This window comes from Streptomyces sp. NPDC102402 (assembly GCF_044765765.1).
Lineage (GTDB): Bacteria > Actinomycetota > Actinomycetes > Streptomycetales > Streptomycetaceae > Streptomyces.
The window spans coordinates 314,235-337,474 of the sequence record NZ_JBIWKR010000002.1; the positions used below are offsets into that span (position 1 = coordinate 314,235).

General features: G+C 70.2%; 26 protein-coding genes and 4 tRNA genes. 21 read left to right on the forward strand and 9 right to left on the reverse strand.

Translation table 11 applies throughout. The features are described 5' to 3' along the window. Positions 1-26: 26 nt before the first annotated feature. From ACIRJR_RS06265 to ACIRJR_RS06290, 6 genes are all read left to right on the forward strand, one after another. The gene (locus tag ACIRJR_RS06265) at positions 27-1,577 is read left to right on the forward strand and encodes a NuoM family protein (RefSeq protein ID WP_403776376.1); all 1,551 of its coding nucleotides are present in this window, start codon (positions 27-29) and stop codon (positions 1,575-1,577) included. After that, the gene (locus ACIRJR_RS06270) at positions 1,574-3,109 is read left to right on the forward strand and encodes an NADH-quinone oxidoreductase subunit N (protein WP_403774651.1); all 1,536 of its coding nucleotides are present in this window, start codon (positions 1,574-1,576) and stop codon (positions 3,107-3,109) included. The genes ACIRJR_RS06265 and ACIRJR_RS06270 overlap by 4 nt, the downstream gene beginning before the upstream one ends. A 130-nt stretch (positions 3,110-3,239) precedes the next feature. Then, positions 3,240-3,704 (forward strand): large conductance mechanosensitive channel protein MscL, encoded by a 465-nt coding sequence (mscL, locus tag ACIRJR_RS06275; protein ID WP_403776379.1) that lies wholly within the window; start codon positions 3,240-3,242, stop codon positions 3,702-3,704. Between the two features lie 219 nt (positions 3,705-3,923). Further along, positions 3,924-4,787, forward strand: a complete 864-nt coding sequence (gene htpX, locus ACIRJR_RS06280; protein WP_403774654.1) for a zinc metalloprotease HtpX — start codon at positions 3,924-3,926, stop codon at positions 4,785-4,787. Next, complete coding sequence (locus ACIRJR_RS06285) at positions 4,784-5,176, forward strand: YccF domain-containing protein (protein ID WP_403774657.1); 393 nt, start codon at positions 4,784-4,786, stop codon at positions 5,174-5,176. Before htpX ends, ACIRJR_RS06285 begins: the two co-directional genes overlap by 4 nt. A gap of 79 nt (positions 5,177-5,255) precedes the next feature. Further along, complete coding sequence (locus ACIRJR_RS06290; RefSeq protein ID WP_403774660.1) at positions 5,256-5,528, forward strand: GlsB/YeaQ/YmgE family stress response membrane protein; 273 nt, start codon at positions 5,256-5,258, stop codon at positions 5,526-5,528. A 97-nt stretch (positions 5,529-5,625) separates the two neighbouring features. Here ACIRJR_RS06290 and ACIRJR_RS06295 read toward each other — a convergent pair whose 3' ends face one another. Further along, entirely contained in the window at positions 5,626-6,114 is a 489-nt protein-coding gene (locus ACIRJR_RS06295; protein WP_103517790.1) for a YajQ family cyclic di-GMP-binding protein, read from the reverse strand. A gap of 163 nt (positions 6,115-6,277) precedes the next feature. Between ACIRJR_RS06295 and ACIRJR_RS06300 the strand changes: the two genes are divergently transcribed. Continuing rightward, positions 6,278-6,359 (forward strand) — tRNA-Tyr (locus ACIRJR_RS06300). Between the two features lie 97 nt (positions 6,360-6,456). On the opposite strand, the gene ACIRJR_RS06305 is transcribed toward ACIRJR_RS06300, so the two are convergent. From ACIRJR_RS06305 to ACIRJR_RS06325, 5 genes are all read right to left on the reverse strand, one after another. Then, positions 6,457-7,293: a hypothetical protein gene (locus tag ACIRJR_RS06305; protein ID WP_403774664.1), complete on the reverse strand. Its 837-nt coding sequence runs from the start codon at positions 7,291-7,293 to the stop codon at positions 6,457-6,459. A 112-nt stretch (positions 7,294-7,405) separates the two neighbouring features. Next, entirely contained in the window at positions 7,406-8,605 is a 1,200-nt protein-coding gene (locus ACIRJR_RS06310; RefSeq protein ID WP_403774667.1) for an MFS transporter, read from the reverse strand. 234 nt (positions 8,606-8,839) lie between these two features. Beyond that, entirely contained in the window at positions 8,840-9,505 is a 666-nt protein-coding gene (locus ACIRJR_RS06315; protein WP_403774670.1) for a DedA family protein, read from the reverse strand. Positions 9,506-9,720: 215 nt separating this feature from the next. Further along, positions 9,721-10,377 (reverse strand): SDR family oxidoreductase, encoded by a 657-nt coding sequence (locus tag ACIRJR_RS06320; RefSeq protein WP_403774673.1) that lies wholly within the window; start codon positions 10,375-10,377, stop codon positions 9,721-9,723. Between the two features lie 28 nt (positions 10,378-10,405). After that, positions 10,406-11,632 (reverse strand): amidohydrolase family protein, encoded by a 1,227-nt coding sequence (locus ACIRJR_RS06325; protein WP_403774676.1) that lies wholly within the window; start codon positions 11,630-11,632, stop codon positions 10,406-10,408. 307 nt (positions 11,633-11,939) lie between these two features. Between ACIRJR_RS06325 and ACIRJR_RS06330 the strand changes: the two genes are divergently transcribed. The 6 genes from ACIRJR_RS06330 (at position 11,940) to ACIRJR_RS06355 (ending at position 14,539) form a co-directional block, all read left to right on the forward strand. Then, positions 11,940-12,012: transfer RNA gene (locus tag ACIRJR_RS06330), tRNA-Thr, on the forward strand. A 45-nt stretch (positions 12,013-12,057) separates the two neighbouring features. Then, positions 12,058-12,130: transfer RNA gene (locus ACIRJR_RS06335), tRNA-Met, on the forward strand. Between the two features lie 89 nt (positions 12,131-12,219). Further along, the gene (rpmG, locus tag ACIRJR_RS06340) at positions 12,220-12,384 is read left to right on the forward strand and encodes a 50S ribosomal protein L33 (protein WP_003956487.1); all 165 of its coding nucleotides are present in this window, start codon (positions 12,220-12,222) and stop codon (positions 12,382-12,384) included. Between the two features lie 111 nt (positions 12,385-12,495). Next, complete coding sequence (locus tag ACIRJR_RS06345; RefSeq protein ID WP_403774679.1) at positions 12,496-12,948, forward strand: MaoC family dehydratase N-terminal domain-containing protein; 453 nt, start codon at positions 12,496-12,498, stop codon at positions 12,946-12,948. Further along, on the forward strand, positions 12,948-13,376 hold the full coding sequence (locus tag ACIRJR_RS06350) for a MaoC family dehydratase (protein ID WP_403774682.1): 429 nt from the start codon (positions 12,948-12,950) through the stop codon (positions 13,374-13,376). Before ACIRJR_RS06345 ends, ACIRJR_RS06350 begins: the two co-directional genes overlap by 1 nt. A gap of 107 nt (positions 13,377-13,483) precedes the next feature. After that, the gene (locus ACIRJR_RS06355; protein WP_403774685.1) at positions 13,484-14,539 is read left to right on the forward strand and encodes a UDP-N-acetylmuramate dehydrogenase; all 1,056 of its coding nucleotides are present in this window, start codon (positions 13,484-13,486) and stop codon (positions 14,537-14,539) included. Between the two features lie 129 nt (positions 14,540-14,668). On the opposite strand, the gene ACIRJR_RS06360 is transcribed toward ACIRJR_RS06355, so the two are convergent. Further along, positions 14,669-15,304 (reverse strand): NAD(P)-dependent oxidoreductase, encoded by a 636-nt coding sequence (locus ACIRJR_RS06360; protein WP_403774688.1) that lies wholly within the window; start codon positions 15,302-15,304, stop codon positions 14,669-14,671. A gap of 86 nt (positions 15,305-15,390) precedes the next feature. Here ACIRJR_RS06360 and ACIRJR_RS06365 point away from each other — a divergent pair, with 86 nt between their 5' ends. Then, the gene (locus ACIRJR_RS06365) at positions 15,391-15,972 is read left to right on the forward strand and encodes a TetR/AcrR family transcriptional regulator (protein WP_403774691.1); all 582 of its coding nucleotides are present in this window, start codon (positions 15,391-15,393) and stop codon (positions 15,970-15,972) included. On the opposite strand, the gene ACIRJR_RS06370 is transcribed toward ACIRJR_RS06365, so the two are convergent. Both ACIRJR_RS06370 and ACIRJR_RS06375 read right to left on the reverse strand, forming a co-directional pair. Beyond that, on the reverse strand, positions 15,965-16,978 hold the full coding sequence (locus ACIRJR_RS06370; RefSeq protein WP_403774695.1) for an adenosine deaminase: 1,014 nt from the start codon (positions 16,976-16,978) through the stop codon (positions 15,965-15,967). The two genes, ACIRJR_RS06365 and ACIRJR_RS06370, sit on opposite strands and share 8 nt — an antisense overlap. A 116-nt stretch (positions 16,979-17,094) precedes the next feature. Then, the gene (locus ACIRJR_RS06375; protein ID WP_403774698.1) at positions 17,095-18,321 is read right to left on the reverse strand and encodes a pyridoxal phosphate-dependent aminotransferase; all 1,227 of its coding nucleotides are present in this window, start codon (positions 18,319-18,321) and stop codon (positions 17,095-17,097) included. 213 nt (positions 18,322-18,534) lie between these two features. Here ACIRJR_RS06375 and ACIRJR_RS06380 point away from each other — a divergent pair. The 7 genes from ACIRJR_RS06380 to rplL all read left to right on the forward strand — a co-directional run bounded on the left by ACIRJR_RS06380 (position 18,535) and on the right by rplL (position 22,830). Then, positions 18,535-18,607 (forward strand) — tRNA-Trp (locus ACIRJR_RS06380). A 106-nt stretch (positions 18,608-18,713) separates the two neighbouring features. After that, on the forward strand, positions 18,714-19,001 hold the full coding sequence (gene secE / locus ACIRJR_RS06385; protein ID WP_356532983.1) for a preprotein translocase subunit SecE: 288 nt from the start codon (positions 18,714-18,716) through the stop codon (positions 18,999-19,001). A 75-nt stretch (positions 19,002-19,076) separates the two neighbouring features. Beyond that, positions 19,077-19,982: a transcription termination/antitermination protein NusG gene (nusG, locus tag ACIRJR_RS06390; protein WP_403774702.1), complete on the forward strand. Its 906-nt coding sequence runs from the start codon at positions 19,077-19,079 to the stop codon at positions 19,980-19,982. Positions 19,983-20,160: 178 nt separating this feature from the next. Continuing rightward, on the forward strand, positions 20,161-20,595 hold the full coding sequence (gene rplK / locus ACIRJR_RS06395; RefSeq protein WP_010058817.1) for a 50S ribosomal protein L11: 435 nt from the start codon (positions 20,161-20,163) through the stop codon (positions 20,593-20,595). Between the two features lie 83 nt (positions 20,596-20,678). Further along, positions 20,679-21,401, forward strand: a complete 723-nt coding sequence (rplA, locus tag ACIRJR_RS06400) for a 50S ribosomal protein L1 (protein ID WP_033297585.1) — start codon at positions 20,679-20,681, stop codon at positions 21,399-21,401. 395 nt (positions 21,402-21,796) lie between these two features. After that, positions 21,797-22,360, forward strand: coding sequence for a 50S ribosomal protein L10 (gene rplJ / locus ACIRJR_RS06405; RefSeq protein ID WP_403774706.1), 564 nt, complete (start codon positions 21,797-21,799; stop codon positions 22,358-22,360). 86 nt (positions 22,361-22,446) lie between these two features. Further along, positions 22,447-22,830: a 50S ribosomal protein L7/L12 gene (rplL, locus tag ACIRJR_RS06410; protein ID WP_103517760.1), complete on the forward strand. Its 384-nt coding sequence runs from the start codon at positions 22,447-22,449 to the stop codon at positions 22,828-22,830. Positions 22,831-23,240 lie beyond the last annotated feature (410 nt).

Sequence of the window (23,240 nt, forward strand, 5' to 3'; positions counted from 1 at the left end):
CCGTGTTCGATATCAGCGCATCCGTGATGCAGTTCCTTCTGGCGTTCGTCGTCGTCGCCCCGCTCCTCGGCGCGGTCGCGGCCCTCCTGCCCGCACCGCCCGGACTCAAGGGCAGGAACCCCGACCAGGCCGTACTCCGCCACGGTGTGACCGTCACCGGGGCCGTCCTCCTGGCCGTGCTCGTCCTGGCCGCGGGCTTCGACCACGACCACCCGTCGAAGATGCAGGCCACCACGGACATCAGCTGGATCCCGGCACTCGACGTCCGGATCCACCTCGGCACCGACGGCATCTCGCTCCCCCTTCTCGTGCTGACCGCGCTGCTGACCTTCCTCTGCGCGCTCCACAGCTACTTCAAGCTTCCCGCGGGCCCCTCCCCGAAGGCCTTCGTCGCTCTCGTCCTCGTGCTCGAGTCCGGCACCCTCGCGACCTTCGCCGTCCTCGACCTGATCCTGTTCTTCCTGGCCTTCGAGATGGTCCTCATCCCGATGTACTTCCTCATCGCCCGCTGGGGCGGCGACCGGAAGCAGCCCGCCGCCTGGAAGTTCATCCTCTACACGCTGCTCGGCTCCGTGATCATGCTGCTCGGGCTGCTCCTCATCGGACTGAAGAGCGGCACCTTCGACATGGTGGCACTCGCCACTGACAACGGCCGTGGCCTCACCACATCAGTGCAGGTCATCGCCGTACTCGCGGTCGGGATCGGGCTCGCGGTGAAGACCCCGATGTGGCCCCTGCACAGCTGGCTGCCCGACGCCCACACCGCGGCCCCCACCGTCGGCTCCGTCCTCCTCGCCGGCGTCCTGCTCAAGATGGGTACGTACGGATTCGTGCGGATCCTCCTCCCCGTCACACCCGACGGGATGCAGACCTTCGCGCCCTACCTCGCCGCGTTCGCCGTCGTCGGGATCATCTACGGATCCCTGGCCTGCCTCGCCCTCGCACGCCCCGGGGCCAAGGGCGACCTCAAGCGCCTGATCGCCTACTCCTCCGTGGGCCACATGGGCTTCGTGCTCCTCGGCATCGCGACGATGACACCGACCGGCGTGAACGGCGCGCTCTTCGCGAACATCGCCCACGGCCTCATCACCGGCCTGCTGTTCTTCCTGGTCGGCGCCGTCAAGGACCGCTACGGCACAGCGGACCTCGACACCCTGGCCGGAGCCACCGGCGCCGCTCTCTACGGCCGCGCCCCCCGGCTCGGCGGCCTCCTCGCCTTCGCCGCCGTCGCCTCGCTCGGACTCCCCGGCCTCGCCGGATTCTGGGGCGAGATGCTCACCCTCTTCGGCGCCTTCGACCCGGCCGAAGGGCTCAGCCGCCCCGCCTTCCTCACCTTCATGGCGATCGGCGCCCTCGGCACCCTGCTCACCGCCGCGTACATGCTGATCGTCGTACGCCGCGTCTGCATGGGTGAGCACCGTGAGCAGCCCCACCCGGTCGCCGACATCCAGCGCTACGAAATCGCCGCCTGGACCCCGCTCGCCGCCCTGACCGTCCTCGCCGGACTCTGGCCCGCCGTCCTCCTCGGCCTCACCGACCCGGCCGTGCAGAAGCTCCTCGCAGGAGGCAAGTCGTGACCGTGGCAGCCGACAGCGCAACCGGGGCGGCAAGCCTCGTCCAGTCCGTCGACTGGCTCGCGATCGCACCCCCCGTCATCGCGGCGTCCGTGGCACTGCTCGTCCTCGTCGCCGACCTCTTCACCGCGGAACGGCACAAGCCGCTCCTCGGCTACGGAGCCGTCGCCGGGCTCGCCGCCGCGCTCGCCATGACCGTCCCGCTGCGCGCCGGGGACCGCTCCACCTTCTGCCTCACCGGCGGGACCCAGGCCTGCAGCTACACCGCCGACCACTTCGCGCTCGTCATCCAGGCACTCGTGCTCGGCGGCGCACTGCTCACCGCGCTGCTCTCGATCGGCGACACCCGCAAGCTCCCCGCCGGCGAGTTCTGGTTCCTGCTGCTCTCCTCCGCCGCGGGCGCCGCACTCCTGCCCGCGGCCCGGGACCTGGCCACCCTCGTCGTCGCCCTCGAAGTGGCCTCGCTGCCCGCCTTCGCCCTCGTCGGCATCAAGCGGGGCGACCGGCGCTCCTCCGAGGCCGCCCTGAAGTTCTTCCTCTCCTCGGTCGTCGCCACCGCCGTCATGCTCCTCGGCGTCAGCTTCGTCTACGCCACCACCGGGACCATGCACCTCACGGAGATCGCCACCCGGCTCGACGACGTACCGGGCAGGTTCTCCACCCTCGCCGAGGCGGGCGTCGCCCTCACCCTCGTCGGCTTCGCCTTCAAGACGGCCGCCGCACCGTTCCACTTCTGGGTGCCCGACACCTATGTGGGGGCCCCGCTTCCGATCGCCGCGTACCTCTCCGTCGTCGGCAAGGCGGTGGGCTTCTCCGGCCTGATCCTCGTCACGGTCATCGGCTTCCCGTCGTACGCCGACGTCTGGGGCCCCGCCCTGGCGGTCCTCGCCGCGCTCACCATGACCATCGGCAACCTCGCCGCGCTCCGCCAGAACGCCACCCGCGCCCGGAGCGCCGTACGCCTCCTCGCCTGGTCGTCCGTCGGCCAGGCCGGCTACCTCCTCGTCCCGATCGCGGCATCCGCGTACGCCGGCGACGCACAGACCGGCTCGACCGTCGCCTACGCGCTCATGTACGCCGTGGTGAACCTCGGAGCCTTCGCGGTCGCCGCCCTGGTCGCCCGCAGCCATCCCGGCAACCGCCTCAGCGACTACCGCGGCCTGTACGCGACCCGGCCCCTGGCGGCGCTCGCCCTGGGCTTCTTCCTCCTCTGCCTCGCGGGCCTGCCTCCCGGCATCATCGGCCTCTTCGCCAAGGTCACGGTCTTCTCCGCGGCCGTCGACGCGGGACTCGGCTGGCTCGCCGTGGTCATGGCCGTCAACGTGGTGATCGCGCTGTACTACTACCTCCAGTGGACAGCCGCGCTCTTCCGGGCCCCCGGGACGGACACGCCCGCCGAGACGGCGCCCACGGCGCCCTCGCACCGGGTCCCCGCCCCGCTCACCCTGGCGATCGCCCTCACCGCCGTAGCCGGAATCACACTGTCCGGCGCTCCCCAGCTCATCCTCCGGTTCGCCGCCGTCAGCCTCTTCTGAGCGGCTCCGACCGGCTTGCCCGGGGAGCCGCGCACAGGGCATGGTCATGCGTGCACGCGTCACTAGAAGGGGACGCAGCACGGTACGACATGAAGAGCGCGACGTGAAGAACACAGAGGGAGCCAGAGCGGTGCTGAACGGGTTCAAGGACTTCATCCTCCGCGGGAACGTCATCTCCATGGCCATCGGCCTCGCCGTGGGAGCCGCCTTCACCGCCGTGGTCACGGGCTTCAGCAACGCGTTCATCGTGCCGCTGATCGGTCTGTTCACCCGGGGCACCGGCGACTTCAGCAAGGCCACCTACACCGTCGACGGCGTGAAGTTCCCCTACGGCCTCTTCATCAGCGCCGCGATCGCCTTCCTCATCACCGCCGCGGTGCTCTACTTCCTGGTCGTCCTCCCGATGGCCAAGGTCCAGAACCGCTTCACGGCCAAGGAGGAGGAGAAGGCGGCCGACATCAAGGCCGCCCTCCGCGACTGCCCCCACTGCTTCAGCGAGATCCCCTCCATCGCCAGCCGCTGCGCCCACTGCACCAGCGAAGTCGAGCCGGACTCCGAGGCACGCGCGCTCGCGGGACTGCCCGCCCAGCGCTGACACCCGCCGCGGCAGGGGCCACCCGTCCCGCGCGGCACCACCACCCGTACGGCCCAGGGGCGGATCCACCAGGATCCGCCCCTGCCGCTTGTGCCCCGGCCGCCTCGCACAAGGGAACTAGCTTCCTTCGCCTCGCGTTGACCAGTACAGGAGGCTCCACTGGGGAGTGGAGCACCACCGAGCAAGGGTTCCCCTGCTGCACCACTTGGAGGGCGTACCGTGCACCGCCGGCACAACGGGCTGAAAACCGCTGTACTCCTCGGGGGCCTCTCGGCCCTCATCATCGTCATCGGCAGTTTCTTCGGACGCACCGGGCTGATCGTGGCCCTCTTCGTCGCGCTGGCCACCAACGCCTACGCGTACTGGAACAGCGACAAGCTCGCCCTGCGTGCCATGCGTGCCCGGCCGGTCAGCGAGTTCGAGGCACCGCAGCTCTACCGCACCGTCCGCGAGCTATCGACGGCGGCCCGCCAGCCCATGCCCCGGCTCTACATCTCCCCGACGCAGGCGCCCAACGCGTTCGCCACCGGCCGCAACCCGCGCAACGCCGCCGTGTGCTGCACCGAAGGCATCCTCCAGATCCTCGACGAGCGCGAGCTGCGCGGCGTCCTCGGCCACGAGCTGAGCCATGTCTACAACCGCGACATCCTCATCTCGTCCGTCGCGGGCGCCCTCGCCTCCGTCGTCATGTTCCTGGTCAACTTCGCCTGGCTCATCCCCGTCGGGCGGTCCGACGACGACGACGGCCCCGGGCTCCTCGGAATGCTCCTGATCATGATCCTCGGTCCGCTCGCCGCCTCCGTGATCCAGCTCGCCGTGAGCCGTTCCCGTGAGTACCAGGCCGACGCGTCCGGGGCTCAGCTCACCGGTGACCCGCTCGCCCTGGCGTCGGCCCTGCGCAAGCTCGAAGCCGGGACCAAACAGCTTCCGCTCCCCCCCGAACCGCGGATCGAGACCGCGAGCCACATGATGATCGCGAACCCGTTCCGTCCCGGCCAGGGCATGTCCAAGATGTTCTCCACCCACCCGCCCATGGCTGAACGCATCGCCCGACTCGAGCAGATGGCAGGGTATCGACCATGAACGCAATCCTGAACGTCATTTGGCTGGTCCTGTGCGGACTGTGGATGTTCCTGGGCTACATCGCCGCCGGGCTCCTGCTCTGCATCACGATCATCGGCATCCCCTTCGGCGTGGCCGCGTTCCGTATCGGCGTCTACGCGCTGTGGCCCTTCGGCCGCACCGTCGTGGACCGTCCCGGCGCCGGAGGCGGCTCCCTCATCGGCAACGTCCTCTGGGTCATCCTGGCGGGCTGGTGGCTCGCCCTCGGCCACATCTTCACCGGCATCGCCCTGTGCGTCACGATCATCGGCATCCCGCTGGGCATCGCGAACTTCAAGCTCATCCCGGTGTCGCTGATGCCGTTCGGCAAGGAGATCGTCCCGAGCGACCAGCCGCTCGTCGGCCACTAGCGGAACAGCCGGCCGGCAACCGCACCCGTCCTGAAGGCGTCACTGCTTGCAGGAACGAGTGACGGGTAGGAACGCGAACATGAGCATCATCAGCTGGATCATCCTCGGGCTGCTGGCCGGCGCCATAGCCAAAATCCTCCTGCCGGGCCGCGATCCCGGCGGCATCATCGGCACCACCCTCATAGGCATCGTGGGTGCCTTCCTCGGGGGGTGGCTGTCATCGCGCTTCCTGGACCGCCCCATCAGCACCGACTTCTTCGACGCGGCGACCTGGGTGGCCGCCGTCGCCGGATCCCTCGTGCTGCTGATCGCCTACCGCCTGCTCTTCGGCAACTCCCGCGACCGCCGCTGACCACCCCGGCTGCGGATACGGCAACGGGGCGGGGAGCGCCACATGGCACGCCCCGCCCCGCCCGGCGACTCGCTGCACGCGAAGCAGCGAACCCTCTCTACCGGTAGTTCGCGAACTGAACCGCGAAGTCGAGGTCCTTGCCCTTGATGAGCGCCTGCACCTCCTGCAGGTCGTCCCGGCTCTTGGAACTGACGCGCAGTTCGTCGCCCTGGACCAGTGCCTTGACACCCTTCGGACCCTCATCGCGGATGATCTTCGCCACCTTCTTGGCGTTCTCCTGGGAGATGCCCTCCTCGATCGTGGCGAAGATCTTGTACTCCTTGCCGGACAGCTGCGGTTCGCCCGCGTCCAGCGACTTCAGGGAGATCCCGCGCTTGATCAGCTTGGACTGGAAGATGTCGAGGATCGCCTTCACCCGCTCCTCGCCGTTCGCCTCCATGAGGATCTTCTCGCCCGACCAGGAGATCGACGCGCCCGTGCCCTTGAAGTCGTAGCGCTGGGAGATCTCCTTGGCGGCCTGGTTGAGGGCGTTGTCGACCTCCTGCCGCTCGACCTTCGAGACGATGTCGAAACTGGAGTCGGCCATGACGTGTGGCTCCTTGCGTCGTATGCGGTGGGTACGGCGCAAAGCCTAGCCACCCGCGCGCGCCCCTGGCGCTGATCAACCAGGTGGCGTAGCACCCCCGGGTATCAGGTATCGTTTACGTCGTCGCCAAGGAGCCCTCACCGGGATCCGAAGCGCCGTTCCAGGCGGTGTGCCCGAGTGGCCAAAGGGAGCAGACTGTAAATCTGCCGGCTCAGCCTACCCAGGTTCGAACCCTGGCGCCGCCACAGGACGGGAAACCCCGTCCGACCTGCTTAAAGACCAGGTCGGGCGGGGTTTCTGCATGTATGCACGTGGGGGCACGAAGGACGTCGGCAGCAGGGCCTAAGGGCGCTCGTAGAACTGCAGCACCCCGCCGGCGCAGAAACAGAGCGCACCGGCGAGCGTGCCCCAGTTGGCGATGTCGATGTTCACGACGCTTCCCGTCGCCGGGCGGGTGAAGTCGGCCAGTGCCGAGCCCATGAACAGCACGGACCCGAGCTGGTTGACCGCCACGATCCACCAGCCGAGATCATGGGGGCGGACGCCTGGACGGCCGTGGCAGACCTCCAGCAGGGCCGTGTGCCCCGAGACGAGGAACAGCGTGCAACCGATCAGGTCAGGGGCCCAGACCAACCTGTCCACCTGCTGCACGGTGAGCCCCTGCAACAGGGAACCCAGCAGGTTGACCCCGAACACGAGCGTGCCCACGAACAGCAGGAAGGTGCTCAGCCAGTCGATCCGGCCGGGCTCGTAGCTCCACCATCTCCAGCGCTGTGCGGCGAGGGCGGCGATCCCGCCGTCCCGGCGGGGAGCGTTGACCGCCTGGAGCAGGGACGCGTAGCCACCCGCGTTGAAGAACAGGCCGCCGGCGAAGTAGATCCAGGCCCCCGTCGCACCACCCGTGCCGAACTGGGCCACCGAGGCCCCGGCGACGAACAGGCCCCCGCCGATCACGAACGCACCCGCGGCCATGGCGTTCAGCCGGCGGATGCGCTCCACCGACGCGCTGTCCGCGCTGCGGGAGCGGGACTCCGACGCGCCCGCGGCCCGCACGGTGAGCAGGCCGCGCTTGCGCGCCTGCCGTGACTCCCAGACCGCCGTGCCTCCGTCACCGAGGCGCCAGGTCAGCCGGGTGGTGAACGGTCCTGCGCCCTCGGCGGTGTCCTCGGTCCGGCTCACCGCTCGACCCTTGCCTTCCGTCATGCGTCGTCCCGTTCGTCGCACATGTCATGCGAGGGCGGCCCGGGAGCGGGGAACCCTGCCTCCATCGCCCGCGGACGCCGTGTCCCGCTCACGCTCCGGCACCCCCCGGCCGCCGCCGCACCAGGTAGATCCCGGCGGCCGTGACCAGGACCGCCATGCACGCGATGAAGACCAGCCCCGCGTCCTGGAGGCCGATGTGGACGGACAGGACGCCCACGCCGATCACCGGAAGGGAGATGCCCGCGTAGGCCACCACGAAGAGCGTCGAGATGACCGCCGCCCGCTTGTCCGCGGGTGACGCCGCCGCTACCTGGGCCAGGGCGGCCCGGAAGGTCAGGCCCTGGCCCGCACCGCCGAGGAGCGCGCTCAGCACCACCAGGGGCAGCAACTGCCACCACAGCGCGGCCGCGAGCAGCGCCAGCCCGCCGAGGAGTCCCGCGCAGCCCAGGGGAAGTGACCGCCGCTCACCGATCCTGCCGACCGCCGACTGTCCGGCGATCGAGGAGAAGAAGGCCAGCGCGACGATCAGCCCGCTCACCGCGTGGTTGTCCACGTCCAGGAACTGGGACAGGAACGCCGGGCTTACCGAGGTGAACACCCCGAACAGGGCGAATCCCGCGAAGGAGGCCAGTGCCGCCGGCCGGAACACCACCCGGACCCCGGGGGGCAGTCCGGGCCGCTGCGGGCGGACCGTGCTCAGAGGCCGCCGCACGCGCACGGTCTCCCGCAGGCCGAGCAGGACGGCCCCCGAAGCCGCCAGCAGCGCCAGGTGCACGATGAACGGCAGGTACAGCGGCCAGGGAGCGTACTGGGCGAGGACTCCCGCGAGCAGGGGCCCGCAGCCCAGGCCGCCCATGTTCGCCGCCGTCGCCACGAACGAGGCCCTGGGGGAGTCCCGGCCCGGTGCCAGCTCCATGACGTACGCGGTGGCGGCCCCGGTGAACAGCCCGGCCGACAGGCCCGACAGCAGCCGTCCCGCGAAGAGCCAGCCCAGAGCGGTGGCGCACAGGAAGCAGACCGCGCTCGCCGCCGCGCAGCCCAGGCCCCAGAGGAGCACGGGGCGTCTGCCGACCGCGTCGGAGGCGTTGCCCGCCAGCAGGAGCACTCCGATGACGCCGAAGGCGTACACGGCGTACACCACGGTCACCGTCAGCTCGGAGAATCCGAGCTTCTCCTGGTAGAGGCTGTAGAGAGGCGTCGGCAGAGTGGTCCCCGCCATGCACACCGCGAACACCGCCCCGCTGAGAAGGCAGGCGAGCCAACCTCGGCGATCAAGGCCACCGTCCATGTGCCCGACGGTATCCCGCAGCCGCTCCGGCAGGCCGCAACGCCTCGCCCCGGCGCCACCGGGAGACGGCCCGGCCGGGCTCGCTCCCCGCCGTTCCGGGGCGCTTGCGCCCTGGCAGCCCGCGAGGTGACGGGTGGTGAGGTCCGCGGGACCCCCCTGCGCGACGACGGAGCCCGGTGCGCCGGCGGGGCCGCGACAAGACCGCCCGGACCGTCCCGCGCGTGCCCGGACGGTTCATGAACTGCGGCGGTGCTGAGCGCGGTCCCTGCCGCGCAGCCGCAGGACCACGTACGTCACGACGGCCACGACCGCGAGGGCGAGCACCGCCTTGGAGGCGAACCCCACGTACGTCCCCACCGACTCCCACCGGTCGCCCAGCCAGTAACCGGCCATCACCAGGACCGAGTTCCAGATCAGGCTGCCGAGTGCCGTCAGGGTGAGGAAGGCGGGCAGTGGCATGCGCTCCACACCCGCGGGGACGGAGATCAGACTGCGGAAGACCGGCACCATGCGGCCGAAGAAGACCGCCTTGGTGCCGTGCTCGGCGAACCACTCCTCCGTGCGCACCAGGTCGGAGGCCTTCACCAGCGGCAGCTTCGCCCACAGGGCGTGCATGCGCTCCCGGCCGAAGGCCGCGCCGATCCAGTAGAGGACCAGGGCTCCCACGACCGAGCCGAGCGTGGTCCAGAACAGCGCCGAGGCCAGGCTGAGGACGCCCTGCCCGGCGGCGAAGCCGGTCAGCGGCAGGACCACCTCGCTGGGCAGCGGCGGGAAGAGGTTCTCCAGGGCGATGGCCAGGCCGGCTCCGGGACCGCCCATGGTTTCGACGAGTCCGGTGGCCCAGCCGGCGATGCCGCCCGAGGGCTCCTGCGGTGCGGCGGCCGGGTACGTGAGATGCATGGAGGTCTCCAGGTCGGCGGGTCGTCACCCCGGGCGTGTACCCCGATCACCCGCCCGCCTCCGGCACCACGGCGCGACGGCCGGTGTGCGGATGACGGATGACCGCCCGGTCCGGTGCGGTTCTCCGCCGGGCCCGGCCCGCGGAGAACCGCAGCGCGGGGCCCGGCCCGCGGAGAACCGCACCCCTCCGGGCGCCGGCCGCACCGCGTCGCGCCTCAGTTCCCCGCGATGTCCTTCACCGCGACCGTCACCGGCGTGGAGCCGCTGATCAGCTCCAGCGTCAGGCCCGCGGTCGCCGGGGTGTCCAGCAGCTCCGCCAGCACCGCCGCCACGTCGTCACGGGGGATCGGGCCGCGGCCCGTCGAGGCGGCGAGCAGGACCTGGCCGCTGCCGGCGTCGTTCGTCAGCATCCCGGGGCGCAGGACCGTCCAGTCCAGACCGCTCCTGGAACGTACGTACGCGTCCGCCTCGCCCTTCGCCCGCTGGTAGATGTCGAACACCTCGTCGCCGGGGTGAGCGGGGTCGGCGCCCATCGAGGACACGACGACGTAGCGGCGCACACCCGCCCGCTCCGCCGCGTCGGCGAAGAGCACGGCCGCTCCGCGGTCCACCGTGTCCTTGCGCTCCGAGCCGCTGTCCGGGCCGGCGCCGGCCGCGAAGACCGCCGCGTCCGCCCCCCGCAGGACCTCCGCCGCCTCCTCGACGGACGCCGATTCGAGGTCGAGGACGACGGGCTCGGCCCCTGCCGCCCTCAGGTCCTCGCTCTGCTGAGGATTGCGGATGACACCCACCGCTTCGTCACCGCGCGCGGCGAGCAGCCGCTCCAGCCGCAGCGCGATCTGACCATGTCCACCTGCAATGACAATGCGCATGCTTCCGACCGTACGCCGCGCGACGTGCTCATGCGCAAGGCCCGGACCCCGTGCCGGAGTCGGTGCGACCCTGACGGGGGAGGTCCAGGGCGGCCGCGGCCTCGGAGTCGCAGTACTCGCGCACGGCGCTGGTCCGTGCCACCACCCGTCCCCGGTGCACCACGATCCGGCTGTACGCGAGGGAGAGCGCGCCTGCCAGCTCCTCCCCGCGCACGGCCAGGAGCTCTGCGGGGAAGCCCGCCTCGATGCGCACCACGGGCAGGCCCAGGGCCGCCCTGGCGGTGTCGGAGACGGCGTCGTAGGCCTGCTCGGGGCCGAGGCCCTCCTGGGAGGCGAGCAGGTACGCGGCCTCCAGGGGGTCGCCGCGGCCCACGGGGTTGGAACTGTCGCGCAGGGCCCCGCCGCCCGCCGCCACCCGCACCCCGGCGGCCCTCAGCAGCCGTACGGGCGGCCTCCCGCGGAACAGGGTGCCCGAGCAGCCGCCCTGCGGAAGGCAGACCACCGTGACAGCGGCGGCGGCGAGCCGGTCGGCGACGGAGGCCGCCTCGTGGCCGGGAAGCCGCGAGAGGCCCGCGCAGGGGCCGAGACAGACCGCTGGTCGGAGTCCCCCCGCCATGGCGGCCAGCCGGGCGAGCCGGGCGGGGTCCTCACCGTCCGTGTGCAGGTCCACCGGCAGGCCGTGGGCAGCGGCGAGGTCCAGGACCGCTTCCGTGTGGCCGGCCGGATCGGGATCGAGGTCGGGGCAGCCGCCGACCACGCCCGCACCCATGTCCACCGCGTCACGGAGTGCCGCGAGCCCGTCGGCGCCCGCGACGCCGGTGAGGAGCCGGGGCACGGCGACGGCGGTCAGATCGGTGAGGCCGCGCAGGGAGCGGCGGGCACCCAGGACGCCTTCGAGGGAGCCGAGCCCCTGGACGTCGCCGACGCGCACGTGGGCGCGCACCGCGGTGGCCCCGTGGCTGAGCTGGAGCAGCGCGGCCTCCGTGGCGCGGCGCCGCACGTCCTCGGGCCGGTAGGACGGCGGGCCCGTCGCGGTGCCGGTGAGCGCCGTGTCCGCGTGGGCGTGGGGTTCCGCGGGGGCGGGCAGCAGGAGGTAGCCGCGCAGGTCCAGACGGGTCCCCGGGGTGGTGAGGCTGCCCGCGGTCCCGACGGCCTCGATGCGCGGGCCGCCGATCCGCACGTCGACGGTGCGCCCGTCCACGAGCCGGGCCCCACTGAGGAGGAGCGCGGACGCGTCGCTGTGGCTGTCGGGCATCGCGCCGCTCCTGGAGGGAATTCAAGATCACGCAGAGTGCGCCGAGCCTAGGCGGGTGCTCCGCCCACTCCGTGGAGGAGCGAATTAGTCGTACGAATGTGGCCCTGCGGGGCCGGGCCGGGGCGGGCCGGGAGCGGGGTGCCGGGAGGGTCCGCGCAGTCGTCCGCGGAGATCGCGTACGTGCTGATCAAGGGCCTGATCAGGGGGTGGGGGCGGGTGCTTCGCGGAGGCCGGCGAGGGGTGCGGCGGGGGCGGCGGAAACGGATTTGGGCGATCGGCGAGGGACCGTGTAATGTCTTCCTCGCTCGCCCCAATAGCTCAGTCGGTAGAGCGTCTCCATGGTAAGGAGAAGGTCTGCGGTTCGATTCCGCATTGGGGCTCTGGTGATCAGGCGACCCCGCTTCGGCGGGGAAGCCCGTCATCAAAGCGGTGTAGCTCAGTCGGTAGAGCAAGCGGCTCATAATCGCTGTGTCACCGGTTCAAGTCCGGTCACCGCTACTAACGGTAGCCGATTGCAGGGTCGGTCCTTCGATCGGCTACTCTTTTATGCGTTCATCCGTCCATCCGTCCGTCCAAGGAGCACTCACGTGGCTGCCACCGACGTCCGCCCGAAGATCACGCTGGCCTGCGTGGAGTGCAAGGAGCGGAACTACATCACCAAGAAGAACCGGCGTAACAACCCGGACCGTCTTGAGATGAAGAAGCACTGCCCGCGCTGCAACTCACACACTGCGCACCGCGAAACGCGCTGAAACAGGCTCGTACACGAGGCCGTCCCCACTGGGGGCGGCCTCGTGTCGTTTTATCTGGGGGTTGGGGTGGTTCCCCGCCCCATTCGACTTTCATCAGGAGGTACCGGGCTCATGGCGCTCGACCAGTCCTTCGTAGGGCGGACCTATCCGCCCACCCCGGCGTACGAGGTCGGCCGGGAGAAGATCCGGGAGTTCGCGGAAGCGGTGGGTGACGCCAATCCCGCGTACACGGACCCGGAGGCCGCCAAGGCTCTCGGGCACCCGGACGTGATCGCTCCGCCCACATTCGTCTTCTCCATCACCTTCAAGGCCGCGGGCCAGGTGATCCGGGACCCCCAGCTGGGCCTGGACTACAGCCGGGTGGTGCACGGCGACCAGAAGTTCGCCTACCGGCGCCCCGTCAGGGCGGGGGACCGGCTGACGGTCACCTCCACCATCGAGGCCGTCAAGACGATGGCGGGCAACGACATCCTGGACATCCGGGGCGAGGTGCACGACGAGTCCGGTGAACACGTGGTGACCGCGTGGACCAAGCTGGTGGCGCGTGCCGCCGAGGAGGCGTGATGACGGCGAACATCGCCTACGGGGCCGTCGAGGTCGGCACGGAGCTGCCGGCGCAGTCGTTCCCCGTGACGCGGGCCACGCTGGTGCAGTACGCGGGCGCCTCCGGTGACTTCAACCCGATTCACTGGAACGAGAAGTTCGCGCGCGAGGTCGGACTGCCGGATGTCATCGCGCACGGCATGTTCACGATGGCCGAGGCGATCCGGGTGGTCACGGACTGGACCGGCGATCCCGGTGCGGTCGTCGAGTACGGCGTGAGGTTCACCAAGCCCGTCGTCGTCCCGAACGACGACACCGGGGCGCTGGTCGAGGTCAGCGGCAAGGTGGCCGCGAAGCTCGACGACAACCTGGTGCGGATCGACCTGACGGCGATGAGCGAGGGCAAGAAGGTGCTGGGCATGTCCCGCGCGGTCGTCCGTCTGGCCTGACGCGGCGCCGCACAGAACGGACCGAAGGGCGCTCTCCTCGGAGGGCGCCCTTCGCGCGCCCGTGGCCCCACCCGGGCGACGGGGCCGCGGACCGTACTCTTGTCCCCGTGCAGGAACTCCACGACGCCCCCCTCGCCCCCCTGACCACCTTCCGGCTCGGCGGTCCGGCCAGCCGCCTCCTGACGGCCACCACCGACGCGGAGGTGATCGCCGCCGTACGTGAGGCCGACGACAGCGGCACCCCGCTCCTGGTCATCGGCGGCGGCTCCAACCTGGTCATCGGCGACAAGGGCTTCGACGGAACGGCCCTCCGTATCGCCACCAAGGGCTTCGAGCTCTCCGGTACGGCGCTCGAACTGGCCGCCGGCGAGGTCTGGACCGACGCCGTGGCCCGTACGGTCGAAGCGGGCCTCGCCGGGATCGAGTGCCTCGCCGGGATCCCCGGGTCCGCCGGAGCGACGCCGATCCAGAACGTCGGTGCCTACGGCCAGGAGGTGTCCTCGGTCATCACGGAGGTCGTCGCCTACGACCGGCAGACCCGGGAGACGGTCGTACTCCCGAACGAGGCCTGCGCGTTCTCGTACCGCCACAGCCGCTTCAAGGCCGAGCCGGACCGCTTCGTCGTGCTCCGTGTCCGGTTCGGGCTGGAGGACGCGGGCGGCCGGTCCGCGCCGCTCCGCTACCCGGAGACGGCCAGGGCCATGGGCGTCGAGCAGGGCGAACGCGTCCCCGCCGCCTCGGCCAGCGAAACCGTCCTCCGGCTGCGGGCGGGCAAGGGAATGGTGCTCGACCCGGAGGACCACGACACCTGGTCGGCCGGGTCCTTCTTCACCAACCCGATCCTCGGCGAGGCGGAACACGCTGCCTTCCTGGCGCGTGCCGCCGAGCGCCTGGGCGCGGACACCGCACCCCCGGCCTTCCCGGCGGGCGATGGGCGGATGAAGACCTCGGCCGCCTGGCTCATCGACAAGGCGGGCTTCACCAAGGGCTACGGGACGGGCCCCGCCCGCATCTCCACCAAGCACACGCTCGCCCTCACCAACCGCGGCGACGCGACCACCGAGGACCTGCTGGCCCTGGCCCGCGAGGTCGTCGCAGGTGTCCACGAGGCCTTCGGGGTCACTCTCGTCAACGAGCCGGTGACGGTCGGCGTCAGCCTGTAGGGGCGCCCTCCGGGCGGCCTGCACACCGGCCGGGACGCCCGCCGGGTGGCCCGCCGGGCGCTGTGCACCGGCCGGGACGCCAGCCGGGTGGCCTGCGGGGCGTGCGGGGCAGGCCGCCCGGGGCGCCGTTCAGTAGGCGATGCCCACGCCCTGCTTCACGGCGCCCGGCTCGTCGATCAGCGCGAGCATCGCATGGGCCACGTCGGCCCGCGCGATGGACCGTCCGCTGCGCGGGGTGCCGCCCACGACCGTGCGGTAGGTCCCCGTCAGCGGGCCGTTCGTGAGCTTCGGCGGACGCACCGACGTCCAGTCCGTCGCACTGGCGGCCAGCGCGGCCTCCATGCGCGTCAGGTCCGCGTACACCTCCTTGAGGACCGTGCCGATCACCCGGCGGACCGCCCGGTCCAGCAGGGGGTCGTCGGCCGGCTCGGGGCCGACCGGTGCCGCGCTCACGACGAGCAGCCGCCGCACGTCCGCCGCCTCCATGGCCCCCAGCACCTGCCGCGTGAGTCTCTCCGCCACGTCGCCGGCCTTGCGGCCCCGGGAGCCCAGCCCGGAGAGCACCGCGTCCCTCCCCGCCACCGCGGCCCGCACGGCCGCCGCGTCCCCGAGCGGGACGACCCCGCTCGGATCCGCGGCCCGGAGCCCCTCCGGGAGCCGGGCCGGGTCCCGGACCACCGCCGTCACCTCGTGCCCCGTCGAGAGCGCCTGCCTCACGATCTCCTGGCCGACGGCCCCGGTCGCTCCGAACACTGTGATCCTCATGGCGTGCGCCTCCGAGTGGGTGAGTATTCACTTACCCATAGAGTGAGCGGACACTCACCCGTTCGTCAAGCCGTTCTGGAGCACCCATGGAGCAGAAGCCGGCCCGCATCCGCATCGTCGACGCGGCGCACGAACTCATGCTCGGCATCGGCCTCGCACGGACGACCACGAAGGAGATCGCCAAGGCCGCAGGCTGTTCCGAGGCGGCGCTGTACAAGTACTTCCGGAGCAAGGAAGAGCTCTTCGTGACCGTTCTCGGCGAACGGATGCCGAAGCTGGGCCCACTCCTGAGCGACCTGGAGCCGGGCAGGGGCGAACTGGAGCGGAACCTCACCGACGTCGCCCGCCAGGCAGCGCTCTTCTACGAGCAGACCTTTCCGGTGCTCGCCTCCCTGTACGCCGATCCCCGGCTCAAGCACCGCCACGAGGCCGCGATGCGGGAGATGGGCACAGGCCCGCACAAGCCCATCCAGGGGCTGGACGCCTACCTGCGCGCCGAACAGCAGGCGGGCAGGGTCCGCCCCGGCGCCGACACCTACGCCGCCGCCTCGCTGCTGCTGGGCGCGTGCGCCCAGCGCGCCTTCGCCTACGAGATGGGCGGCGCCCCGCAGCCGCTGGACGACTTCGCCGCTTCCCTCGCGCGCACCCTGCTGGGCGGCATCAGTTAGCGAGCCAGGCGTCGATCCCGCCCAGCAGCTCCTCCCGCACCTCGGCGGGAGCCACCGACCCCCGCACGGACTGCCGTGCCAGCTCGGCCAGTTCCTCGTCGGTGAACGCGTGATGACGGCGTACGAGGTCGTACTGCGCGGCCAGCCGTGAACCGAAGAGCAGCGGGTCATCCGCGCCGAGCGCCATCGGTACCCCCGCGTCGAACAGAGTGCGCAGGGGTACGTCCGCGGGCTTCTCGTAGACGCCGAGCGCCACGTTGGACGCCGGACAGACCTCGCACGTCACTCCCCGCTCCGCGAGCTTGCGAAGCAGCCTCGGGTCCTCGGCCGCCCGGACGCCGTGCCCGATCCGGGCCGCGTCGAGGTCGTCCAGGCAGTCCCGGACGCTGGAGGGGCCCGACAGCTCGCCGCCGTGCGGCGCCGCGATCAGGCCGCCCTCGCGGGCGATGGCGAAGGCGCGGTCGAAGTCGCGCGCCATCCCGCGACGTTCGTCGTTGGAGAGCCCGAAGCCGATGACTCCCCGGTCCGCGTAGCGCACGGCGAGCCGGGCCAGCGTCCGGGCGTCCAGGGGATGCTTCATCCGGTTCGCCGCGATCACCACCCGGATCCCGAGCCCGGTCTCCCTCGCCGCGCTGTCCACGGCGTCCAGGATGATCTCGATGGCCGGGATGAGCCCGCCGAGCAGGGGTGCGTACGAGGTGGGGTCGACCTGGATCTCCAGCCATCCGGACCCGTCCGCGACGTCCTCCATGGCCGTCTCGCGCACCAGCCGCTGGATGTCCTCCGGAGAGCGCAGGCAGGAGCGGGCGATGTCGTAGAGGCGCTGGAAACGGAACCAGCCGCGTTCATCGGTCGCACGCAGCTGCGGCGGTTCGCCGCCGGTCAGGGCTTCGGGCAGGCGGACCCCGTACTTGTCCGCCAGTTCGAGCAGGGTCGTTGGCCGCATCGACCCGGTGAAGTGCAGGTGCAGGTGGGCCTTGGGCAACAGCCGTACGTCACGCTCCATTGAAGGATCTTGCCGCACCCGGGGTGCCTCGCGGTAGCCGGATTCCCTTGTGAGTGATCCGTCGAACAAAAAAGTGGCCCCCGGCCTGAGCCGGGGGCCACCTGATGCGCGCGTGATCAGTCGCGGGCCTCGCCCAGCAGCTTCTGGAGCCGCGACACGCCCTCTGCCAGGTCGTCGTCGCCCAGGGCGTAGGACAGCCGCAGGTAACCCGGGGTGCCGAACGCCTCGCCCGGGACCACGGCGACCTCTGCCTCGTCCAGGATGAGGGCCGCGAGCTCGACGGAGTCCGCCGGACGCTTGCCCCGGATCTCCTTGCCGAGCAGGCCCTTCACCGACGGGTACGCGTAGAACGCGCCCTCGGGCTCGGGGCAGAACACGCCGTCGATCTCGTTGAGCATGCGCACGATCGTCCTGCGGCGCCGGTCGAACGCGGTCCGCATCTCGGCGACCGCGTCCAGGGGGCCCGACACGGCTGCCAGCGCGGCGACCTGCGCGACGTTGCTGACGTTGGAGGTGGCGTGCGACTGCAGGTTGGTCGCGGCCTTCACGACGTCCTTGGGGCCGATGATCCAGCCGACCCGCCAGCCGGTCATGGCGTACGTCTTGGCGACGCCGTTGACCACGATGCACTTGTCACGCAGCTCGGGCACGACCGCGGGGAGTGACGCGGCGGCGGCCCCGCCGTAGACCAGGTGCTCGTAGATCTCGTCGGTCATGACCCACAGGCCGTGCTCCACGGCCCAGCGGCCGATGGCCTCGGTGTCGGCCTCGTTGTAGACGGCGCCGGTCGGGTTCGACGGGGAGACGAACAGGACGACCTTGGTGCGCTCGGTGCGCGCGGCCTCCAGCTGCTCGACCGAGACCCGGTAGCCGGTGGTCTCGTCGGCGACGACCTCGACCGGGACACCGCCCGCGAGACGGATGGACTCCGGGTAGGTGGTCCAGTACGGGGCGGGGACGATGACCTCGTCGCCCGGGTCGAGGATCGCGGCGAAGGCCTCGTAGATGGCCTGCTTGCCGCCGTTGGTCACCAGGATCTGGGACGCGTCGACCTCGTAGCCGGAGTCGCGCAGGGTCTTCTCCGCGATGGCGGCCTTGAGCTCGGGAAGCCCGCCTGCGGGGGTGTAGCGGTGGTACTTCGGGTTGCGGCAGGCCTCGACCGCGGCGTCGACGATGTAGCCGGGTGTCGGGAAGTCGGGCTCGCCGGCGCCGAAGCCGATCACCGGACGCCCGGCGGCCTTCAGGGCCTTGGCCTTGGCGTCGACGGCGAGGGTGGCGGACTCGGAGATCGCACCGATGCGGGCCGAGACCCGGCGCTCGGACGGAGAAGTTGCAGCGCTCATGCCCCCATGCTCGCAGACCGCAAAAGGCCCGGGCACAGGGGTTTCAGGGACCGGACAGCACTCGGACAGCATCCGGACAGGACCGGTCGGTAGTTGTCTGTTCGACGCGAGGCCCCTGAGCACGTACACTCACCTGTCGTTGGCCTTCATCAGCCGCACCGTTTTCCCAACCGGCCCACCGGGGAAGATGCGGTAGGTTGGTGGAAACCACAAAGGGTCGTAGCTCAATTGGTAGAGCACTGGTCTCCAAAACCAGCGGTTGGGGGTTCAAGTCCCTCCGGCCCTGCTACACACTCCTTCGCCAGGATGTGTGCGCATGTACGTACTTCAATGCACCGCCGTGCGGCTCCACCGGGCGCGGCACGGCCACGACCCGGAATCAGGTGAGTAGCGTGACGGACGCCGTGGGCTCCATCGACATGCCTGATGCCGAGGACGAAGCCCCCGAGTCGAAGAAGAAGGCCCGGAAGGGCGGCAAGCGCGGCAAGAAGGGCCCTCTCGGCCGTCTCGCGCTGTTCTACCGCCAGATCGTCGCCGAGCTCCGCAAGGTCGTATGGCCGACGCGCAGCCAGCTCTCGACCTACACCGCTGTCGTTATCGCGTTCGTGGTCGTGATGATCGGCCTCGTCACCGTGATTGACTTCGGATTCGCGCGGGTCATCAAGTACGTCTTCGGCTGATCCTCGCGAAGGGCGCCTCACAGGCGCCCCTTTTCGCGTGTTCCACCCATATGTATCCAGGAAGAAGCAGCCATCGTGTCTGACCCGAACCTGAACGACGACGCCGAGCCCACGGCGAGCGCCGTCGAGTCCGCCGAGGACGAGCTCGACATCGTCGAGGCGGCGGATGCCGTGGCCCCGGACCAGGTCGAAGCTGCTGACGCCGCCGCGGGAGAGCCTGCGGAGCAGGACGCCGTGCAGGCCGAGTCCGACGAGGACGCAGAGGCCGCCGAGTCCGACGAGGACGACGAAGCCGCCGAGTCCGACGAGGACGACGAAGCCGCGGAAGACGCCGACGACGAGCCCGCCGAGGAGGCCGCCCCCGTCGACGCCGTCACCGCCCTGCGTGAGGAACTGCGCGGGCTGCCCGGTGAGTGGTACGTCATCCACACGTACGCCGGCTACGAGAAGCGCGTGAAGGCCAACCTGGAGCAGCGCGCCGTCTCGCTCAACGTCGAGGAGTTCATCTACCAGGCCGAGGTGCCCGAGGAAGAGATCGTCCAGATCAAGAACGGCGAGCGGAAGAACGTCCGTCAGAACAAGCTCCCGGGATACGTCCTGGTGCGCATGGACCTGACGAACGAGTCCTGGGGTGTTGTCCGCAACACGCCCGGCGTCACCGGCTTCGTGGGCAACGCCTACGACCCGTACCCGCTGACCCTGGACGAGATCGTCAAGATGCTCGCCCCCGAGGCCGAGGAGAAGGCCGCCCGCGAGGCGGCCGAGGCCGAGGGCAAGCCGGCTCCGGCCCGCAAGGTCGAGGTCCAGGTCCTGGACTTCGAGGTGGGCGACTCGGTCACCGTCACCGACGGCCCCTTCGCGACGCTGCAGGCGACGATCAACGAGATCAACGCCGACTCGAAGAAGGTCAAGGGCCTCGTCGAGATCTTCGGTCGCGAGACTCCGGTCGAGCTCAGCTTCGACCAGATCCAGAAGAACTGACGGGCTTTCCGCCAGCTTCTGGACACATGCCTACCGAGCAGGTCAGACAGGCTTCGCAGCCGGTCTGACCTGCTCGGTTTTTGGTCGCGCAGCTATACCCGTTATCGTTGTGCGGTATGCCTCCATCCGGATGACCGGAACGGCGGCGAAACACTCTCACTAGGACCCGGAGAGAGCAATGCCTCCCAAGAAGAAGAAGGTCACGGGGCTTATCAAGCTCCAGATCAACGCCGGTGCGGCCAACCCGGCGCCGCCGGTCGGTCCCGCACTGGGCCAGCACGGCGTCAACATCATGGAGTTCTGCAAGGCCTACAACGCCGCGACCGAGTCGCAGCGTGGCATGGTCGTGCCGGTGGAGATCACGGTCTACGAGGACCGCTCCTTCACCTTCATCACGAAGACTCCGCCGGCCGCCAAGCTGATCCTCAAGGCCGCGGGTGTGGACAAGGGCTCCGGCGAGCCGCACAAGACCAAGGTCGCCAAGCTCACGGCCGCCCAGGTCCGCGAGATCGCCACGACCAAGCTCCCCGACCTGAACGCCAACGACCTCGACGCCGCGTCGAAGATCATCGCTGGCACCGCCCGTTCCATGGGCATCACGGTCGAAGGCTGAAGTCAGCCCCGTAGCCCCACAGTGGTAGGACCAAGCGCTGGTCCGCACCACGACTCCACACTCTGAAACCATCAGGAGTAGATGTGAAGCGCAGCAAGAACCTCCGCGCTGCGGACGCGAAGATCGACCGGGAGCGTACCTACGCCCCGCTCGAGGCCGTCCGGATCGCCAAGGACACCGCCACCACCAAGTTCGACGGCACCGTCGAGGTCGCGTTCTGCCTGGGTGTCGACCCTCGCAAGGCCGACCAGATGGTCCGCGGCACCGTGAACCTCCCGCACGGCACCGGCAAGACCGCCCGGGTCCTGGTCTTCGCGACCGGTGACCGTGCTGCGGCCGCGGAAGCCGCGGGCGCCGACATCGTCGGCGCCGACGAGCTCATCGACGAGGTGGCGAAGGGCCGTCTGGACTTCGACGCCGTCGTCGCCACGCCGGACCTCATGGGCAAGGTCGGCCGCCTGGGCCGCGTGCTCGGTCCGCGTGGTCTGATGCCGAACCCGAAGACCGGCACCGTCACCCCCGACGTCGTCAAGGCTGTCAACGACATCAAGGGCGGCAAGATCGAGTTCCGCGTCGACAAGCACTCGAACCTGCACTTCATCATCGGAAAGACCTCTTTCGATGACACGAAGCTGGTCGAGAACTACGGCGCCGCTCTGGAGGAGATCCTCCGTCTGAAGCCGTCCGCCGCCAAGGGCCGCTTCATCAAGAAGGCGACCATGAGCACGACGATGGGCCCCGGCATCCCGCTGGACGCCAACCGCGTGCGCAACCTCCTCGTCGAGGAGGACCCGGCCGCCGTCTGAGCCCCCGTGCTCACCCGGTAGCCGTCGTCACGGCATGGGACGGGCCCCGCAGCCTCTCGGAGGCAGCGGGGCCCGTCCTCGTACGCGACAGGGGGTCCGTGAGCCGTCCGAGAGGCGTTCAAACCTCTCGCACCGGTCGAACCGGGACGGATTTGCTCCGAACGGCCCCGGTCGCGTACTCTCACGAAGAAGCCAAAGACCGCTGGTCGTTGCCGCGTCCTCGCAAGGGGAACGGTGACCGAAGGATCCGTCAAGAACGGACGACCTGCGCAGGTGACTGTGGAAAGCTCCCGGATTCATTCGGTCGAGCTACGCCCTGGCGCCTGCGCCGGGGCGTTTCGTCTTTTCCGGCCCCTTCTGAGCGGTCCTCATCACCCGGAAGGAGGCCGACGCTCATGGCAAGGCCCGACAAGGCTGCCGCGGTAGCCGAGCTGACGGACCAGTTCCGCAGCTCGAACGCCGCCGTGCTGACCGAGTACCGGGGTCTCACCGTGGCGCAGCTCAAGACGCTGCGTCGTTCGCTCGGTGAGAACGCCCAGTACGCCGTGGTGAAGAACACGCTGACCAAGATTGCGGCCAACGAGGCCGGGATCGACACGCTGGACGACCTGTTCGCAGGTCCGACGGCGGTTGCCTTCATCACCGGTGACCCGGTGGAGTCGGCGAAGGGTCTTCGTGACTTCGCCAAGGACAACCCCAACCTCATCATCAAGGGCGGTGTCCTTGACGGTAAGGCGCTGTCCGCCGATGAGATCAAGAAGCTCGCGGACCTCGAGTCCCGCGAGGTTCTGCTCGCCAAGCTGGCCGGCGCCATGAAGGGCAAGCAGACTCAGGCTGCGCAGCTCTTCCAGGCTCTGCCGTCGAAGTTCGTCCGCACCGCGGAAGCGCTTCGCGCCAAGAAGGCCGAGCAGGGCGGTGCCGACACGTCGGCTCCCGCCGACGCCGAGGTGGCGGAGTAACACTCCGCTCCACCGGCTCGCAGCGGGCCCGTACGCCCGCCTACATATACATCCGGCACCTGCCGAATTAGTGGAAGGACGCCATCATGGCGAAGCTCAGCCAGGAAGACCTGCTCGCCCAGTTCGAGGAGCTCACCCTCATCGAGCTCTCCGAGTTCGTGAAGGCCTTCGAGGAGAAGTTCGACGTCACCGCCGCCGCGGCCGTCGCCGTTGCCGGTCCCGCCGCCGGTGGCCCCGCCGCTGAGGCCGAGGCCGAGCAGGACGAGTTCGACGTCATCCTCACGGGTGCCGGCGAGAAGAAGATCCAGGTCATCAAGGTCGTGCGTGAGCTGACCTCGCTGGGTCTCAAGGAGGCCAAGGACCTCGTCGACGGCGCCCCGAAGCCCGTCCTCGAGAAGGTCGCCAAGGAGGCCGCCGAGAAGGCTGCCGAGTCCCTCAAGGGCGCCGGCGCCTCCGTCGAGGTCAAGTGACCCTGCGAGTCCTCTGACTCCGTGAGGTAAGTCCCTGCCGCGAGGCGGGGATGTCACATCGCAAAGGGCGATCACCCATCCGGGTGGTCGCCCTTTGGCGTGCCTCAAGCGGCTGCCTTGATCTTCGGCGCGCGGCGAGTAGGGTGATCTTCGCCGTGCGTTTCTCCGGGGCGCCATGAGGCGTCAACCGGCGTCCTCCGGGCGCAGGTGAAGATCGCCGGCCGTCCGCCGGGGCCCTGGGGGCCTTGACGAACCGCACGCGGCGCGCAATTCTCAGGACGCGTCGTCATCTCGATCCGCATCCGAGGCATGGATCGAGAGCGAAGAGGGCAGTAAAGAAGAGCGCACACCGCGCGAGGGCTATTCATAGGTGTTGAGAACAGCTGTTGAGAGCAACGTGGGTCTCTGAG